Source organism: Streptomyces sp. NPDC088732, assembly GCF_044751205.1.
Taxonomy (GTDB): domain Bacteria; phylum Actinomycetota; class Actinomycetes; order Streptomycetales; family Streptomycetaceae; genus Actinacidiphila.
On sequence record NZ_JBIVLI010000017.1, the window covers coordinates 147440 to 163300 of the forward strand.

Sequence of the window (15861 nt, forward strand, 5' to 3'; positions counted from 1 at the left end):
GCATGAGCACCTCCACCGCCTTCTGGCTCGCCGGCCGCCCGGTCATCGGCGAGGACAGCTTCGATGTCGTGAACCCGTACGACGGCAGCGTCGTGGCCTCGGTCGCCGTGCCGACCGAGGAGCAGGTCGAGGAGGCGGTCGCGGCCGCCAAGGCCGTCGAGGCCGAGTTCGCCGCCACCCCCGCGCATGTGCGCGCCGCCGCCCTGGACCATGTGTCCAAGCGGCTGGCCGAGCGCACCGAGGAGATCGCGCGCCTGATCACCGCCGAGAACGGCAAGCCGATCAAGTGGGCGCGCGGCGAGGTCGGCCGTGCCGTCTCGGTGTTCCGCTGGGCGGCGGAGGAGGCTCGCCGCTTCAACAGCGGTGAGGCGCAGCGCCTGGACACCGACGCAGGCGGCGTGGGCCGTCTCGCGCTGACCCGCCGCTTCCCGCGCGGCAGCGTGCTCGGCATAGCGCCCTTCAACTTCCCGCTCAACCTGGTGGCGCACAAGGTGGCCCCGGCGATCGCCGTCGGCACCCCGATCGTCCTCAAGCCGGCGCCGTCCACCCCGCTCTCGGCCCTCGTCCTGGGCGAGATCCTGGCCGAGACCGGCCTGCCGGCCGGTTCCTGGAGCGTGCTGACGGTCCCCAACGACCGGATGCCCGCGCTGGTGCAGGACACGCGCCTGCCCGTCGTCTCCTTCACCGGCTCGGACCGGGTCGGCTACCAGATCATGGACTCGGTGCCGCGCAAGCACATCACCTTGGAGCTGGGCGGCAACGCCGCCGCGGTCGTCCTCGCGGACTGGTCGTCCGAGGAGGACCTGGAGTGGGCCGCGAACCGCATCGCGACCTTCGCCAACTACCAGGGCGGCCAGTCCTGCATCTCCGTGCAGCGGGTCGTCGCGGACACGGCGGTCTACGACCGGCTGGCGGAGAAGGTCGTGGCCAAGGTCCGGGCGCAGGTCACCGGTGACCCGTCGGACGAGGCGACCGACGTCGGCCCGCTGGTCGACGAGAACGCCGCCCGGCGTGTCGAGTCCTGGGTCGAGGACGCCGTGGCCAAGGGCGCGAAGCTGCTGACCGGCGGGGTGCGCGACGCCGCCGCGTACGAGCCGACCGTGCTGGCCGACCTGCCGGCCGACGCGATCATCGCCACCGAGGAGGTCTTCGGCCCGGTGCTGTCGCTGCACAGGGTCGACGGCGCCGACGAGGCGTTCGCCGTCGTCAACGACTCCAAGTTCGGCCTGCAGAGCGGTGTCTTCACGCACGACCTGCAGACGGCGTTCCGCGCCCACCGGGAGCTGGAGGTCGGCGGGGTCGTCATCGGCGACGCGCCCTCCTACCGCGCCGACCAGATGCCCTACGGCGGCGTCAAGGACTCCGGCGTCGGCCGTGAGGGCGTCAAGTACGCGATGGAGGACTACACCTACGAGCGCGTCCTCGTGCTGACCGGGCTCGCCCTGTAGACCACCCTTCTCCAGCGGCCGGGGCGCATGTGCGGTGCGCCCCGGCCGCGTTGTCCCCACCCGACGCTCCGTGAAGCGCTGGCCCCTGGCGTCCGCCCGGCGCGGCGGTCCGGGCGTTCACCCGGGTGGAGCCGGACGCCGCGGCGAATCCCGCCGGGCCGCTTCCGGTGCCCCGTGTCCTCCCGGCCGTCAGCCGCGCGTGAGCCCGGCCCGCGGCGTCCCGTACGGGTTCCCGGCCGTGTCCGCGCCGCCGGCCCGGGATGCGAAGAGCACACCGCGGAAACCCTCCTGACGTCGCATCACCCGCCACCGGCGCCCCGCAGGCCCGGCCCGCCGCGGCACCCCCTCCGGGCCGCCGGGACGTGCGCGCCCGCCCCGCTCCCCGCGTCGCCGGGAGGGGGCACCGGGCACCGCGGACCCGGCCGGCGGCGCGCGAGGGCTGGTGACCATGCCGGAACCGGGGTACTAACGAACACGTAGCACCGGTCGGTAACGACACGAGGTGATGCCCCCATGTCCGCAAGTTCAGCCCGCCCCACCGTCTCGGAACGCGAAGCACGCCAGGTCGCCGAGGCGGCCCGCGAACAGGAATGGCGCAAGCCCAGCTTCGCCAAGGAACTGTTCCTGGGCCGCTTCCGGCTCGACCTGATCCACCCCCACCCCACCCCGTCGACCGAACAGGTCCAGCGTGGCGAGGAGTTCCTGGCCAAGCTCCGCGACTTCGTCGAGACGAAGGTGGACGGCGCGCTGATCGAACGCGAGGCGCGCATCCCCGACGAGGTCATCACCGGGCTCAAGGAGCTCGGCGCCCTCGGCATGAAGATCGACCCCAAGTACGGCGGTCTCGGTCTCACACAGGTCTACTACAACAAGGCGCTGGCCCTGGTCGGGTCCGCCAGCCCCGCCGTCGGTGTGCTGCTCTCCGCGCACCAGTCGATCGGCGTGCCCCAGCCGCTGAAGATGTTCGGCACCCCGGAGCAGAAGGAGCGGTTCCTGCCGCGCTGCGCCCGCACCGACATCTCCGCCTTCCTGCTCACCGAGCCCGACGTGGGCTCCGACCCGGCGCGCCTGGCCACCACGGCCGTCCCGGACGGGGACTCGTACATCCTCGACGGCGTCAAGCTGTGGACGACCAACGGTGTCGTGGCCGATCTGCTGGTCGTCATGGCCCGGGTGCCGAGGAGCGAGGGCCACAAGGGCGGCATCACCGCCTTTGTGGTCGAGGCCGGCTCGGAGGGCATCACCGTCGAGAACCGCAACTCCTTCATGGGGCTGCGCGGTATCGAGAACGGTGTCACCCGCTTCCACCGGGTGAGGGTCCCCGCCGAGAACCGCATCGGCCCCGAGGGCTCGGGTCTGAAGATCGCCCTGACCACCCTCAACACCGGCCGCCTGTCGCTGCCCGCGTCCTGCGTCGCGGCCGGCAAGTGGTGCCTGAAGGTCGCCCGCGAGTGGTCGGTGGCCCGTGAGCAGTGGGGCAAGCCGATCGCCGAGCACGAGGCCGTCGGATCGAAGATCGCCTTCATCGCGGCGACGACGTTCGCCCTCGAGGCCGTCATGGAGCTGTCCAGCCAGATGGCCGACGAGAACCGCAACGACATCCGCATCGAGGGCGCGCTCGCCAAGCTCTTCGCGTCCGAGATGGGCTGGGTGATGGCCGACGAGCTCGTCCAGATCCGCGGCGGCCGCGGCTTCGAGACCGCGGAGTCGCTGGCGGCGCGCGGCGAACGCGCTGTGCCCGCGGAGCAGTTGCTGCGCGACCTGCGCATCAACCGGATCTTCGAGGGTTCGACGGAGATCATGCACCTGCTGATCGCCCGCGAGGCCGTCGACGCCCACCTGTCGGTGGCCGGCGACCTCATCGACCCCGACAAGGCCCTCGGAGACAAGGCCAGGGCCGGCATGAAGGCCGGCGGCTTCTACGCCCGCTGGCTGCCGAAGCTGGTCGCCGGTCCCGGTCAACTGCCCTCCGCCTACGGCACCTTCCACCCCTCGGGCCATCCGGACCTCGCGGCGCACCTGCGCTACGTGGAGCGCAGCGCGCGCAAGCTCGCCCGCTCGACCTTCTACGCGATGTCCCGCTGGCAGGGCCGTATGGAGACCAAGCAGGGCTTCCTCGGCCGTGTGGTCGACATCGGCGCCGAGCTGTTCGCGATGAGCGCCGCCTGCGTCCGCGCCGAGATGCTGCGCACCCGCGGCGAGAACGGACGCGAGGCCTACCAGCTCGCCGACGCCTTCTGCCGCCAGTCGCGGCTGCGGGTGGAGGAGCTGTTCGGCCGCCTGTGGGCCAATACCGACACCATCGACCGCAAGGTGGTCCGCGGCGTCCTCGGCGGCGCGTACACCTGGCTCGAATCCGGCATCGTCGACCCCTCGGGCGACGGACCGTGGATCGCCGCCACCGACCCCGGACCCTCCGGCAAGGAGAACGTCCACCGGCCGATCCGCTGAACGGCAGGCCGCGGCCGAGGGCACCGCTTCCCGGAGGCGGTGCCCTCGGCCTGCCGCCGACCGGACACAATGGGGGGATGACCGACTCTCTCGCCGACCCGCACCTGCGGCCGACCGGACCGGACACGGGCAGCGCCGCCCACGACGGCCCGCGCGACATCGTGATCCTCGGCTCGACCGGCTCGATCGGCACCCAGGCCATCGACGTCGTCCTGCGCAACCCCGACCGCTTCCGGGTGGTCGCCCTGTCCGCCGCCGGCGGCCGGGTCGGGCTGCTCGCCGACCAGGCCCTGCAGCTGGGCGTCGAGGCCGTCGCCGTCGCCGACGAGAAGGCCGAGGGCCCGCTCCGCGAGGCCCTGGCCGAGCGGTACGGGAGCGAGCCGCTGCCCGAGGTGCTCGTCGGCCCGGACGCGGCGACCGAGCTGGCCGGGCGGCCCTGCCACTCGGTGCTGAACGGCATCACCGGCTCGATCGGGCTGCGCCCGACGCTGGCCGCCCTGGAGGCGGGCCGGATCCTGATCCTCGCCAACAAGGAGTCGCTGATCGTCGGCGGCCCCCTGGTGAAGGCCGTGGCCGCGCCCGGTCAGATCGTGCCCGTGGACTCCGAGCACTCCGCGCTCTTCCAGGCCCTCATGGGCGGCGCCCGCTCCGAGGTCCGCAAGCTCGTCGTCACCGCCTCCGGCGGCCCCTTCCGCGGGCGGACGAGGGAGGAACTGGCCGGGGTCACCCCGCGGCAGGCGCTGGCCCACCCCACGTGGGACATGGGACCGGTGGTGACCATCAACTCCGCCACCCTGGTCAACAAGGGCCTGGAAGTCATCGAGGCCCACCTGCTCTTCGACATTCCCTTCGACCGCATTGAGGTCGTCGTCCACCCGCAGTCGTATGTCCACTCGATGGTGGAGTTCACGGACGGTTCGACCCTGGCCCAGGCCAGCCCGCCGGACATGCGGATGCCGATCTCGCTGGGGCTGGGCTGGCCCGAGCGCGTGCCCGGCGCCGCGCCGGGGTGCGACTGGACGAAGGCGGCCACCTGGACCTTCTTCCCGCTCGACGACGAGGCGTTCCCGGCGGTGGCGCTCGCGCGCCACGTCGGTACCCTCGGCGGTACCGCGCCCGCGGTGTTCAACGCGGCCAACGAGGAGTGCGTGGCCGCGTTCCTCGCGGGTTCGCTGCCCTTCACCGGCATCGTGGACACTGTCGCGCGGGTGGTGGAGGAGCACGGCACCCCCACGGCGGGAACTTCTCTCACCGTCGAGGACGTCCTCGAGGCGGAGAGCTGGGCACGGTCCCGTGCCCGGGAACTGGCAGCGGAACAAGCGGAGCAGGCGACTACGGAGGCGGCACGCGTATGACGGCACTCATGTGGGTCCTGGGGCTCGCGGTGTTTTTCGTGGGCCTGCTGTTCTCCATCGCCTGGCACGAACTCGGCCACCTCTCCACCGCCAAGCTCTTCAAGATCCGCGTGCCCCAGTACATGGTCGGCTTCGGGCCGACCATCTGGTCCCGGCACAAGGGCGAGACCGAGTACGGCGTCAAGGCCGTCCCGCTCGGCGGCTACATCCGCATGATCGGCATGTTCCCGCCCGGCGACGACGGCCGGGTCACCGCCCGCTCCACCTCGCCGTTCCGGGGCATGATCGAGGACGCGCGCTCGGCCGCCTACGAGGAGCTGCAGCCCGGCGACGAGACCCGGATGTTCTACACGCGCAAGCCGTGGAAGCGCGTGATCGTGATGTTCGCCGGGCCCTTCATGAACCTGATCCTGGCGTTCGGGCTCTTCCTGATGCTCTTCATGGTCTTCGGTTTCCAGACGCAGACCACGACGGTCGGCTCGGTCTCCGACTGCGTCATCCCCGCCTCCGACACCAAGGCCCTGGACTCCAAGGACCCCTGCGCCCAGGGCTCGTACCCGGCGGCGCCCGCCAAGGCGGCCGGACTGCAGAAGCGCGACCGGATCGTGGCGCTCAACGGCGTCAAGGTCGACGACACCCAGTGGTCGCTGCTCCAGCAGCAGATCCGCAAGACCATCGGCCCCGCCACCATCACCGTGCTGCGCGACGGGAAGACCGTCGACCTGCACGCGAACCTGATCGCCAACAAGGTCGTCAAGACCGACAGCGACGGCCTCGTTGTCAAGGGCAAGTACGTCCAGGCCGGTTTCCTCGGCTTCACGCCCGCCACCGGCGTCGTGCGGCTGGGCTTCGGCCAGTCGGTCGACCACATGGCCACCACGGCGGAGGAGGGCGTCCGGTCGCTCGGCGCGCTCCCCGGCAAGATCCCCGCCCTGTGGAACTCGGTCTTCAACGGCGCCGAACGCCAGCCCGACTCCCCGGTCGGCATGATCGGCGCGGCCCGTCTGGGCGGCGACGTCTTCTCCCTGCCGCTGCCGGCCACGCAGAAGATCGCCCTGATGGTGAACCTGCTCGCCGGGGTCAACCTGGCCCTGTTCCTGTTCAACATGCTGCCGCTGCTCCCGCTGGACGGCGGCCACATCGCGGGCGCCCTGTGGGAGTCCCTGCGGCGCAACCTCGCCCGTGTCTTCCGGCGCCCCGACCCGGGCCCGTTCGACGTGGCGAAGCTGATGCCGGTCGCCTACGTGATCGCGGGCGTCTTCATCTGCTTCACGGCCCTGGTCATGGCCGCGGATCTCATCAATCCGGTGCGTTTGACCTAGCGCGATGTCCTCGGCATGGGTGGGGTGACGTAGTCTCGTTCAACGGAGCCCGCCCATGCCGCCGGGACCTCGATCCGCGTACTTTGGGGATGCCACGCACATGACCGCGATTTCGCTCGGGATGCCGTCCGTTCCGATCAAGCTCGCCGACCGCCGCAAGAGCCGCCAGATCCAGGTCGGATCCGTGGCCGTCGGCGGCGACGCACCGGTCTCCGTCCAGTCCATGACCACCACCGTCACCGCGGACATCGGCGCGACGCTGCAGCAGATCGCCGAGCTCACCGCCTCCGGCTGCCAGATCGTGCGGGTCGCCTGCCCTTCGCAGGACGACGCGGACGCCCTCGCCACCATCGCCAAGAAGTCGCAGATCCCGGTGATCGCCGACATCCACTTCCAGCCGAAGTACGTGTTCGCGGCGATCGACGCGGGCTGCGCGGCGGTGCGGGTGAACCCGGGCAACATCCGGCAGTTCGACGACAAGGTGAAGGAGATCGCGAAGGCGGCCTCCGACGCCGGTACGCCGATCCGGATCGGGGTGAACGCCGGGTCTTTGGACCGGCGTCTGCTGGAGAAGTACGGCAAGGCGACGCCCGAGGCGCTGGTGGAGTCGGCGCTGTGGGAGTGCTCGCTGTTCGAGGAGCACGGGTTCCGGGACATCAAGATCTCGGTGAAGCACAACGACCCGGTGGTGATGGTCAACGCCTACCGTCAGCTGGCGGCGCAGTGCGACTACCCGCTGCACCTGGGTGTGACCGAGGCGGGTCCGGCGTTCCAGGGCACGATCAAGTCGGCGGTGGCGTTCGGCGCGCTGCTGAGCGAGGGCATCGGGGACACGATCCGGGTGTCGCTGTCGGCCCCTCCGGCGGAGGAGGTCAAGGTCGGCATCCAGATCCTGGAGTCGCTGAACCTGCGGCAGCGGCGGCTGGAGATCGTCTCGTGCCCGTCGTGCGGTCGTGCGCAGGTGGATGTGTACAAGCTGGCCGATCAGGTGACGGCGGGTCTGGAGGGCATGGAGGTCCCGCTGCGGGTCGCGGTGATGGGCTGTGTCGTCAACGGTCCCGGTGAGGCGCGCGAGGCGGACCTGGGGGTGGCCTCGGGCAACGGCAAGGGGCAGATTTTCGTGAAGGGCGAGGTCATCAAGACCGTGCCGGAGTCGAAGATCGTGGAGACCCTCATCGAGGAGGCCATGAAGCTCGCCGAGCAGATGGAGGCCGACGGCATCACCTCCGGCGAGCCCTCCGTCTCCGTCAGCTGACCCCCGCGCACACGCGTTTCGTCCCGCCCCTGTCGCCCCTCCCGGTCCGGGATCCGGGCGGCAGGGGCGGAACACGTCGCGGCGGGGTAAGGTTCTGGGACTTCCCCGACCACCGCTGCCCGTACGGTGAGGCGCCCACGTGTTGACGACCACGACGACCAAGGTTCTGGAACCCGGAGAACTCGACGCCGTACTCGCGGTGCTCGACCGGGACCCGGTGGCCAACGCCTTCGTCGCCTCCCGGGTCGCCGTCGCAGGGCTCGACCCCTGGCGGCTCGGCGGCGAGTTGTGGGGCTGGTACTTCGGCGGCCGGCTGGAGGCCCTGTGCTACGCGGGCGCCAACCTCGTCCCCATCTGCGCCGGACCCGAGGCCGTCCGCGCCTTCGCCGACCGGGCGCTGCGCTCCGGCCGCCGCTGCTCGTCCATCGTCGGCCCCGCCGAGTCCACCGGCGCGCTGTGGTCGCTGCTCGAACGGAGCTGGGGACCGGCCCGTGAGATCCGCGCCCACCAGCCGCTGATGGTCACCCGGGCCCTGCCCGCCGACGTCGAACCCGACCCCTACGTGCGCCGCGTACGGCGCGACGAGCTGGACGTGATCATGCCCGCGTGCGTGGCCATGTTCACCGAGGAGGTCGGCGTCTCCCCGCTCGCCGGCGACGGCGGGCTGATCTATCAGGCGCGGGTCGCCGAACTCGTCTCCACCGGGCGCTCGTTCGCCCGCATCGAGGACGGCAAGGTGGTCTTCAAGGCCGAGATCGGCGCCGTCACCCGGCACGCCTGCCAGATCCAGGGCGTCTGGGTCGACCCCGACCACCGCGGCCGGCGGCTCTCCGAGACCGGCATGGCGGCCGTGCTCCACTACGCGCTGCGCGACGTCGCGCCCGTGGCCAGCCTCTACGTCAACGACTTCAACGCGCCCGCCCGCGCCGCCTACCGGCGCGTCGGCTTCACCGAAGTCGGCGCGTTCATGAGCGTCCTGTTCTAGTAGTGTCCCCGCCCATGGATGACGTGGCGGTCGAGCCGATCGACCTGACGGCACGGGTGGACGAAGCACTGGCCGTCCAGGCGGTCGCCTTCGGGCTGGGCGCGGAGGAAGTCGCCATCCGCCGCCAGATCGTGCTGCGCCACCTCGGCTTCCCCGGGGTCCGCGCGCTCGGCGCCCTCACCCCCGACGGGCGGCTGGCCGGCTTCGTCTACGGCATGCCCAACCACCGCACGCACTGGTGGTCCACCGTCGTCGAGCCCTACCTGCGCCGCACCGGCACCGACGACTGGCTCGACGACTCCTTCACCATCACCGAACTGCACGTCCACCCCGACTTCCAGTGCCGCGGCATCGGGCGCGCCCTCATCACCGCGATCACCGACGCCGCCGTCCAGCCGCGCAGCATCCTGTCGGCCATCGACACCGAGAGCCGCGCCCGGCGCCTGTACCGCGCCCTCGGCTACACCGATCTCGCCCGCCCGGTGCACTTCCCCAGCGCGACGAGCCCGTACGCCGTCATGGGCGCCTGGCTGCCGCTCCTGAGGTAATCGGTTTCCGGGGGCGCCCGGCGGGTCGATATCCTCGCCGCAACGGCACGAAACCCCCTGGAGAGCCCCATGGTCCTGCGCATGTCCAAGCTGATGCTCAAGACGCTGCGCGACGACCCGGCCGACGCCGAGACCGCGAGCCACAAGCTCCTGGTCCGGGCCGGATACGTCCGCCGCTCCTCGGCGGGGGTGTGGACCTGGCTGCCGCTCGGCAAGCGGGTCCTGGAGAACGTCACCCGCGTCGTCCGCGAGGAGATGGACGCCATCGGCGGCCAGGAGGTCCTCCTGCCCGCGCTGCTCCCGCGCGACAACTACGAGGCGACGGGCCGCGCCGGCGAGTACGGCGACCTGCTCTTCCAGCTCCGCGACCGCAAGGGCACCGACTACGTGCTCGGCCCCACGCACGAGGAGATCTTCACCCAGGTCGTCAAGGACCAGGCCGCGTCCTACAAGGACCTGCCGGTGATCCTCTACCAGATCCAGACCAAGTACCGCGACGAGGCCCGGCCCCGCTCCGGCGTCCTGCGCGGCCGCGAGTTCCAGATGAAGGACTCGTACTCCTTCGACACCACCGACGAGGGCCTGGCCGAGGCCTACCGCCTCCACCGCGAGGCCTACATCAAGATCTTCTCCCGCCTCGGCTTCGACTTCCGCATCGTCTCCGCCGTCTCCGGCGCCATGGGCGGCTCCGCCTCCGAGGAGTTCCTCGCCCCCGCTGCGGCCGGCGAGGACACCTTCGTGGACTGCCCCGCCTGCGACTACGCGGCCAACACCGAGGCCGTCACCACCGTGGTGCCCCCGGTCGAGGGCGTCGACCACCCGGCCCTGGAGGAGGTGGACACCCCCGACACCCCGACCATCGAGACACTGGCCGCGCACCTCGGTGTCCCCGCCTCCGCCACGCTGAAGAACCTGCTGGTCAAGGTCGACGGCGAGATCGTCGCCGTCGGCGTCCCCGGCGACCGCGAGGTCGACCTCGGCAAGCTCGCGGAGCACCTCGCCCCCGCCGAGGTCGAACTCGTCACCGCGGAGGACTTCGCCGGCCGCCCCGACCTGGTCCGCGGCTACGTCGGTCCCCAGGGCCTGACCGGCGTCCGCTACCTCGCCGACCCCCGGGTCGCCCCCGGCACCGCCTGGGTCACCGGCGCCAACAAGCCCGACACCCACGCCCGCAACGTGGTCGCGGGCCGCGACTTCCACGTCGACGAGTACCTCGACGTCGTCACCGTCGAGCCCGGCGACCCCTGCCCGCGCTGCGGCGCCGGCCTCAAGCTGGACCGGGCCATCGAGATCGGCCACATCTTCCAGCTCGGCCGCAAGTACGCCGACGCCTTCGAGCTCGACGTCCTCGGCCAGAACGGCAAGCCCGTCCGCGTCACCATGGGCTCCTACGGCATCGGCGTCTCCCGCGCCGTCGCCGCCATCGCCGAGCAGACCGCCGACGCGCAGGGCCTGTGCTGGCCGCGCGAGATCGCCCCCGCGGACGTCCACGTGGTGGCCGCGGGCAAGGCACTGCAGACGGAGCTGGCCCTCGAGGTCGCGGACAAGCTGCACGCGGCCGGCGTCCGGGTCATCGTCGACGACCGCGCCGGAGTCTCGCCGGGCGTGAAGTTCACGGACGCGGAACTGCTCGGCGTGCCCACGATTCTGGTGGTCGGGCGTGGGGCGGGGGACGGGGTCGTCGAGGTCAAGGACCGGCGTACGGGAGAGCGCGAGGAGCTCACCGTGGGGGATGCGGTGGCCCGCCTGTCCGCGTAACGCTGCGCTTCGCCGTGCCGGGTTTTTTCCCCACCCTCCCTCCCGAGTGCCCGGCGCGGTAAGTGCGGGCCCCGCTCTGTTTCCCGTGGGGTCGGTGCCGCGCCGGGGTACCTCCTCGGCGCTCGCGGTTTGCCCCCACATCGTTCGGCATCGACCACGCGGTCGCCGCTCGTCGCCTGCGGGGGCACCCCGCCACACCCCCTCCCGGGTCGGTTGGGGCGGCTTACGGCCGGTGGGATGTCTGTGGGCGGTGACGGCTGCGCACTTTGTTGGCGCTGCGCCAACGGGTGCCCGAGCACGGTGCCGCTTCAGACCACCTACCGGGGATCAGGCGCGACAACTCACGCAGGGGGCGGGGTCGGAGGGGTGGCGTTCTGGACTGTGGAGCATATTTGGGTGCATTACCCGGGCACGCAGCCGAGAGTTCCTGAGGCACCTAAATGTGCTGTCCAGAATGGCAGCCCCGGAGGGCCCGCACCCGGTCCCCCAACAACTGGCGTCGGGGCGCCCTGACTTCACAGGGCACACGGGTGGGAGGGCGGGGAGGGGACCCGGCACAGGCTAGAGCAGGCCCGCGAACTCGAGCAGCAGCTCGCCCCCCGCCCGGTCCCCGACCGAGAACGCCCAGACCCCCGCCTCGACCGCCCGGAACAGCCCCCACCCCCGCACCCGTTCCCGGTCCACCTCGAGCGCGTCGGACAGTTTGGCGACCCGCCGCCGCGCCGCGGCCTGCGCGCCCCCGGTGGCCAGCAGCGTCTCCAGGCGGTCGCGGACGAGCCACGCGAGATCGAAGGCGGGGTCTCCGACGAGCGGCTTGGGGTCGATGGCGAGCCAGGGGACGCGGTCGGCGGAGAGCACGTTCCCGTGGTGGTAGTCCCCGTGCAGCAGCACAGCGGGCACGGGCCCTGGCCCGCCCGTCAGGGCGTCCCGCAGCGCGAGGGCCTCCTCGACCAGGGGCCGGATCTCCGCGTCGACGCAGGGCCGCGCGGCGCGTTCCCGCAGCCGCGCCGCGAGCCCCGCCGTGTGGTCGGCCACGGACGCGAAGGGGTGGGCCTCGTCCGGCGGCAGCGGCACCCACAGCCGCTGGAGCGTGGCGCACGCCTCCAGCATCGCCTTGGGCTCGGGCAGCGAGCGCAGCGAGACCTCGCCGTGCAGGCGTTCCATGAGCAGGACGCCCTCGTCGGGGTCGGCGCGCAGCAGCCGTACCGCGCCGCGTCCGTCCCAGCGGGCGAGCGCGGCGTGCTCGTGCCGGGTCTCGTCGGTGACGAGGCCGAGCTTGAGCGTGGCGGGGGTGCCGTCGGCCTGGCGGACCAGGACGACCATGCTGATCCGGCCGCCGGGGGAGAGCACGCGTTCCGGCCGCAGGTCCCACCGCGCGAGGTGGTCCGCGGCGCGCTGGGGGAGCGTGGCGAGCCAGGCGCGGCCCGGGTCGCCCTCCCAGGCGCTGATGGTGCGGATCAGCCGCTCGGGCGGTTCGAGGTGCTGCGGTGCCGGGGTCATGCGGGGGCTTGTCCCTCCTGCGGATCGGGTCTACCGGCCGCGCTCGGCCAGCCCGGGGAAGGCTACGCTCCCGCCGCGCCAGCCCACCGCCCGCACCGCGGCCTCGCGGAGTGCGTCGGCGGCCTCGCGGCGCAGGCCGGCGGTGGCGGCGCGGACGAGGTCGGCGTAGACACCGGCGACCCGGTCCTCCAGCTCCGCGGCGAGGCGGATCGCCGCCGCCCGGTCCGGGACGGGGAAGGGCAGCGTGTACGCGGCCGAGGCCGCGACGGGCTCGCCGCCGAGGTCGGTGACGGTGCGGCGCAGGGAGTCGCGGCGGGCGCGGTGGGCGTCGTAGCCGGCGGTGGCCCGTCCGGTGGGGTCCGCGCCGATGCGGGCGCCGACCACGCCGTAGCCGTAGACGGCCGCGTGCTCGGCGGCGAGGGCGGCCTGGACGGCCGCGAGCGGCTGCTGCTGTGCCATGGGCGGGGTCATTTCTCCTTGAGCAGCAGGACGTGCCCGGCGCCGCACGCGGCCACCGAGGCGAGCAGGCGGGCGAGTTCGGGCGGGGCGTCGAGCAGCGCGGCCGCCCGCTCGCCGGCGAGCGTCCGTTCCTGGGTGGCGAGGGCGGCCAGTGCCGCGGACTCGGCGGAGGGAACGGACACGGAGGCCGACGGCGACGGTGACGCCGACGCCGACGCCGACGCCGACGCCGACGCCGACGCCGACGCCGACGCCGACGGCGAAGGGGTGGCGGGCCGCCGGGGGGCTGCCGGCCCGAACGCCGCGACGTGCAGGGCCACTTCGGCCCGCAGCGGACGCAGCCGCGTGGCGAGCCGGGGGTGGGCGGCGACCGTGGCGTCGTAGCGGGCGAGCAGCGCGCCGCTGTCCCGGGCGGCCCGCTCGCGCAGGATCTCGCCGGGATCGGGCGAGGGCGTGGAGGGCCCGGGGGCACCGGAGCGCCGCCCCGGCGGGTCGGAGCAGCCGCCGAGCAGCCCGGCCGCGGCCGGCAGGGCGGGCAGGACGAGAGCGGTGCGGACCGCGCGCCGGCGCGGCATGTTCCTGAGCGGCACAGTGCCCCTTCCCGTGATCACCACGGGAGAGGGTACCGGCGCGGGCGGCGCGCCCCGCGACGGCGCCCTCCGCGGCGCCGAATCGTCGTTCCGGCACCCGAACCGATAGGCTTTGGGCCGACACACGACCTTCCACCACAACAGCACACGCGGCCGAGGAGTCACCCGGATGAGCACCACCCAGAGCGAGAGGCTGCGCGGGCTGCTTGAGCCCCTCGTCGCGAAGACGGGGCTGGAGCTGGAAGAGATCAAGGTGACGGCGGCCGGCAACCGGCGCCAGCTCCAGGTGATCGTGGACTCCGACGAGGGCGCCCCGCTGGACACCCTCGCCGACCTCAGCCGGGAGATCTCGCAGGCACTGGACGACGCCGACGCCATGGGCGGCACGCCGTACCTGCTGGAGGTCTCCTCCCCGGGTGTGGACCGCCCGCTGACCGAGCCGCGGCACTTCCGGCGGAACGAGGGCCGGCTGGTCAAGCTGAACCGGACCGACGGCGGTGAGCTGGTCGCGCGGATCATGGCGGTCGACGAGGACGGTCTCGACCTCGAGGTCCCCGGTGTCAAGGGGCGCAAGCCCAAGCCCGCCCGTGTCGCCTTCGGCGAGATCGCCAAGGCGCGGGTGGAGATCGAATTCAGTCGCAAGGACCCGGCCGATGCCGATACCGACGGCGACGAGAGCATTGAGGAGGCGTAGCCGTGGACATCGACATGAGTGCCCTGCGGGGGCTGGTCCGGGAGAAGGAGATCTCCTTCGAACTGCTGGTCGAGGCGATCGAGTCGGCGCTCCTCATCGCGTACCACCGCGAGCCGGGCAGCCGCCGCAACGCGCGGGTTGAGCTGGACCGCACCAACGGCCATGTGACCGTGTGGGCCAAGGAGGACGCGGCGGAGACCCCCGAGGGCGCCGAGCCCCGGGAGTTCGACGACACACCGAGCGGCTTCGGCCGGATCGCGGCGACCACCGCCAAGCAGGTGATCCTCCAGCGGCTGCGGGACGCCGAGGAGGAGATCACCTTCGGCGAGTACGCGGGCCGCGAGGGCGACATCGTCACCGGAGTGGTCCAGCAGGGCAAGGACCCGAAGAACGTGCTGGTCGACATCGGCAAGCTGGAGGCCATCCTGCCGGTGCAGGAGCAGGTGCCCGGCGAGGACTACAAGCACGGCACGCGGCTGCGTTCGTACGTCGTGCGGGTCGCCAAGGGCGTGCGCGGCCCGTCCGTGACGCTGTCGCGCACCCACCCGAGCCTGGTGAAGAAGCTCTTCGCGCTGGAGGTCCCGGAGATCGCGGACGGGTCCGTGGAGATCGCGGCCATCGCCCGCGAGGCCGGGCACCGTACGAAGATCGCGGTGCGCTCCACCCGTTCGGGCCTGAACGCCAAGGGCGCCTGCATCGGCCCGATGGGCGCGCGGGTGCGTGCCGTGATGGCCGAACTGAACGGCGAGAAGATCGACATCGTCGACTGGTCGGACGAGCCGGGTGAGATGGTGGCGAACGCCCTGTCACCCGCTCGGGTGAGCAAGGTGGAGATCGTCGACATGGCTGCGCGCTCAGCCCGGGTGACCGTGCCGGACTACCAGCTCTCGCTGGCGATCGGCAAGGAAGGGCAGAACGCACGCCTGGCCGCGCGGCTCACGGGCTGGCGGATCGACATCCGCCCGGACACCGAGCCGGTCGAGCAGTAGCACCTGTTGGCAATCGAGGATCGACCGTGCGCCGGATAACCCAGAGGGGTGAGGTCGGCGCGGGGAGGTAGACTAAAGATGTCTGGCCGGACGCACGGCCCAGCACGCCCGGAGCGCACATGCATCGGCTGCAGGGAGCGGGCGGCCAAGCACGATCTGCTGCGTGTGGTGATGGCCGGGGACTCCTGTGTTCCCGATCTTCGCGGTACGCTGCCCGGTCGGGGTGCCTATGTGCACCCCGACACCGTCTGTTTCGACCTGGCGGTCCGCCGCCGGGCGTTTCTGCGGGCCTTCCGGGCCCAGGGACCGCTGGACACCGCGGAACTCCGCGATCATGTCGAGCAGGCGACACTGTGAGTGAGCAAGGAGACCGCTCGGGCGACCGTGCGGTCCAGGTACCCCGCGAGTTGGAAGTAGGTCGAGATTGCGATGAGCACTCGATGAGCACGCGATGAGTACGCCCATGAAGTAGCGACGGTCCGGCGGACGACCACCCCGGACCTCATG

14 protein-coding genes are annotated in these 15861 nt (G+C 72.2%); 11 read left to right on the plus strand and 3 right to left on the minus strand.

All coding sequences use genetic code 11. From position 1 onward, the window contains the following. The first annotated feature begins 2 nt into the window (after positions 1-2). The 8 genes from ACIP9H_RS27680 (at position 3) to ACIP9H_RS27715 (ending at position 11122) form a co-directional block, all read left to right on the plus strand. Positions 3-1448, plus strand: coding sequence for an aldehyde dehydrogenase family protein (locus ACIP9H_RS27680; RefSeq protein WP_401961370.1), 1446 nt, complete (start codon positions 3-5; stop codon positions 1446-1448). A 513-nt stretch (positions 1449-1961) separates the two neighbouring features. Next, positions 1962-3899: an acyl-CoA dehydrogenase family protein gene (locus tag ACIP9H_RS27685; protein ID WP_401591257.1), complete on the plus strand. Its 1938-nt coding sequence runs from the start codon at positions 1962-1964 to the stop codon at positions 3897-3899. Positions 3900-3976: 77 nt separating this feature from the next. After that, entirely contained in the window at positions 3977-5254 is a 1278-nt protein-coding gene (gene dxr / locus ACIP9H_RS27690) for a 1-deoxy-D-xylulose-5-phosphate reductoisomerase (RefSeq protein ID WP_401591255.1), read from the plus strand. Further along, entirely contained in the window at positions 5251-6576 is a 1326-nt protein-coding gene (locus tag ACIP9H_RS27695; protein ID WP_401591253.1) for a M50 family metallopeptidase, read from the plus strand. The genes dxr and ACIP9H_RS27695 overlap by 4 nt, the downstream gene beginning before the upstream one ends. Positions 6577-6676: 100 nt before the next feature. Beyond that, entirely contained in the window at positions 6677-7831 is a 1155-nt protein-coding gene (ispG, locus tag ACIP9H_RS27700) for a flavodoxin-dependent (E)-4-hydroxy-3-methylbut-2-enyl-diphosphate synthase (RefSeq protein WP_401591251.1), read from the plus strand. A 139-nt stretch (positions 7832-7970) separates the two neighbouring features. After that, entirely contained in the window at positions 7971-8816 is an 846-nt protein-coding gene (locus ACIP9H_RS27705) for a GNAT family N-acetyltransferase (RefSeq protein ID WP_401591249.1), read from the plus strand. Positions 8817-8830: 14 nt separating this feature from the next. After that, entirely contained in the window at positions 8831-9364 is a 534-nt protein-coding gene (locus ACIP9H_RS27710; RefSeq protein ID WP_401591246.1) for a GNAT family N-acetyltransferase, read from the plus strand. Positions 9365-9445: 81 nt separating this feature from the next. Next, positions 9446-11122: a proline--tRNA ligase gene (locus ACIP9H_RS27715; RefSeq protein WP_401591244.1), complete on the plus strand. Its 1677-nt coding sequence runs from the start codon at positions 9446-9448 to the stop codon at positions 11120-11122. A 561-nt stretch (positions 11123-11683) separates the two neighbouring features. Here the strand turns inward: ACIP9H_RS27715 and ACIP9H_RS27720 are convergent. Genes ACIP9H_RS27720 through ACIP9H_RS27730 form a run of 3 tightly spaced genes read right to left on the minus strand, consistent with a single transcriptional unit; the run spans position 11684 to position 13656 of the window. Further along, positions 11684-12622, minus strand: a complete 939-nt coding sequence (locus ACIP9H_RS27720; protein WP_401961376.1) for an aminoglycoside phosphotransferase family protein — start codon at positions 12620-12622, stop codon at positions 11684-11686. A 30-nt stretch (positions 12623-12652) separates the two neighbouring features. Next, positions 12653-13081: a ferritin-like domain-containing protein gene (locus tag ACIP9H_RS27725; RefSeq protein ID WP_401591238.1), complete on the minus strand. Its 429-nt coding sequence runs from the start codon at positions 13079-13081 to the stop codon at positions 12653-12655. An 8-nt stretch (positions 13082-13089) separates the two neighbouring features. Then, on the minus strand, positions 13090-13656 hold the full coding sequence (locus tag ACIP9H_RS27730; protein ID WP_401961416.1) for a hypothetical protein: 567 nt from the start codon (positions 13654-13656) through the stop codon (positions 13090-13092). 184 nt (positions 13657-13840) lie between these two features. Between ACIP9H_RS27730 and rimP the strand changes: the two genes are divergently transcribed. The 3 genes from rimP to ACIP9H_RS27745 all read left to right on the plus strand — a co-directional run bounded on the left by rimP (position 13841) and on the right by ACIP9H_RS27745 (position 15711). Further along, positions 13841-14365 carry a ribosome maturation factor RimP gene (rimP, locus tag ACIP9H_RS27735; RefSeq protein ID WP_401591233.1) on the plus strand — a complete coding sequence of 175 codons (525 nt, stop codon included), beginning with the start codon at positions 13841-13843 and terminating at the stop codon, positions 14363-14365. Between the two features lie 2 nt (positions 14366-14367). Then, on the plus strand, positions 14368-15354 hold the full coding sequence (gene nusA / locus ACIP9H_RS27740; protein WP_401591230.1) for a transcription termination factor NusA: 987 nt from the start codon (positions 14368-14370) through the stop codon (positions 15352-15354). A gap of 78 nt (positions 15355-15432) precedes the next feature. After that, complete coding sequence (locus tag ACIP9H_RS27745) at positions 15433-15711, plus strand: YlxR family protein (RefSeq protein WP_360911311.1); 279 nt, start codon at positions 15433-15435, stop codon at positions 15709-15711. The last annotated feature ends 150 nt before the right edge of the window (positions 15712-15861 follow it).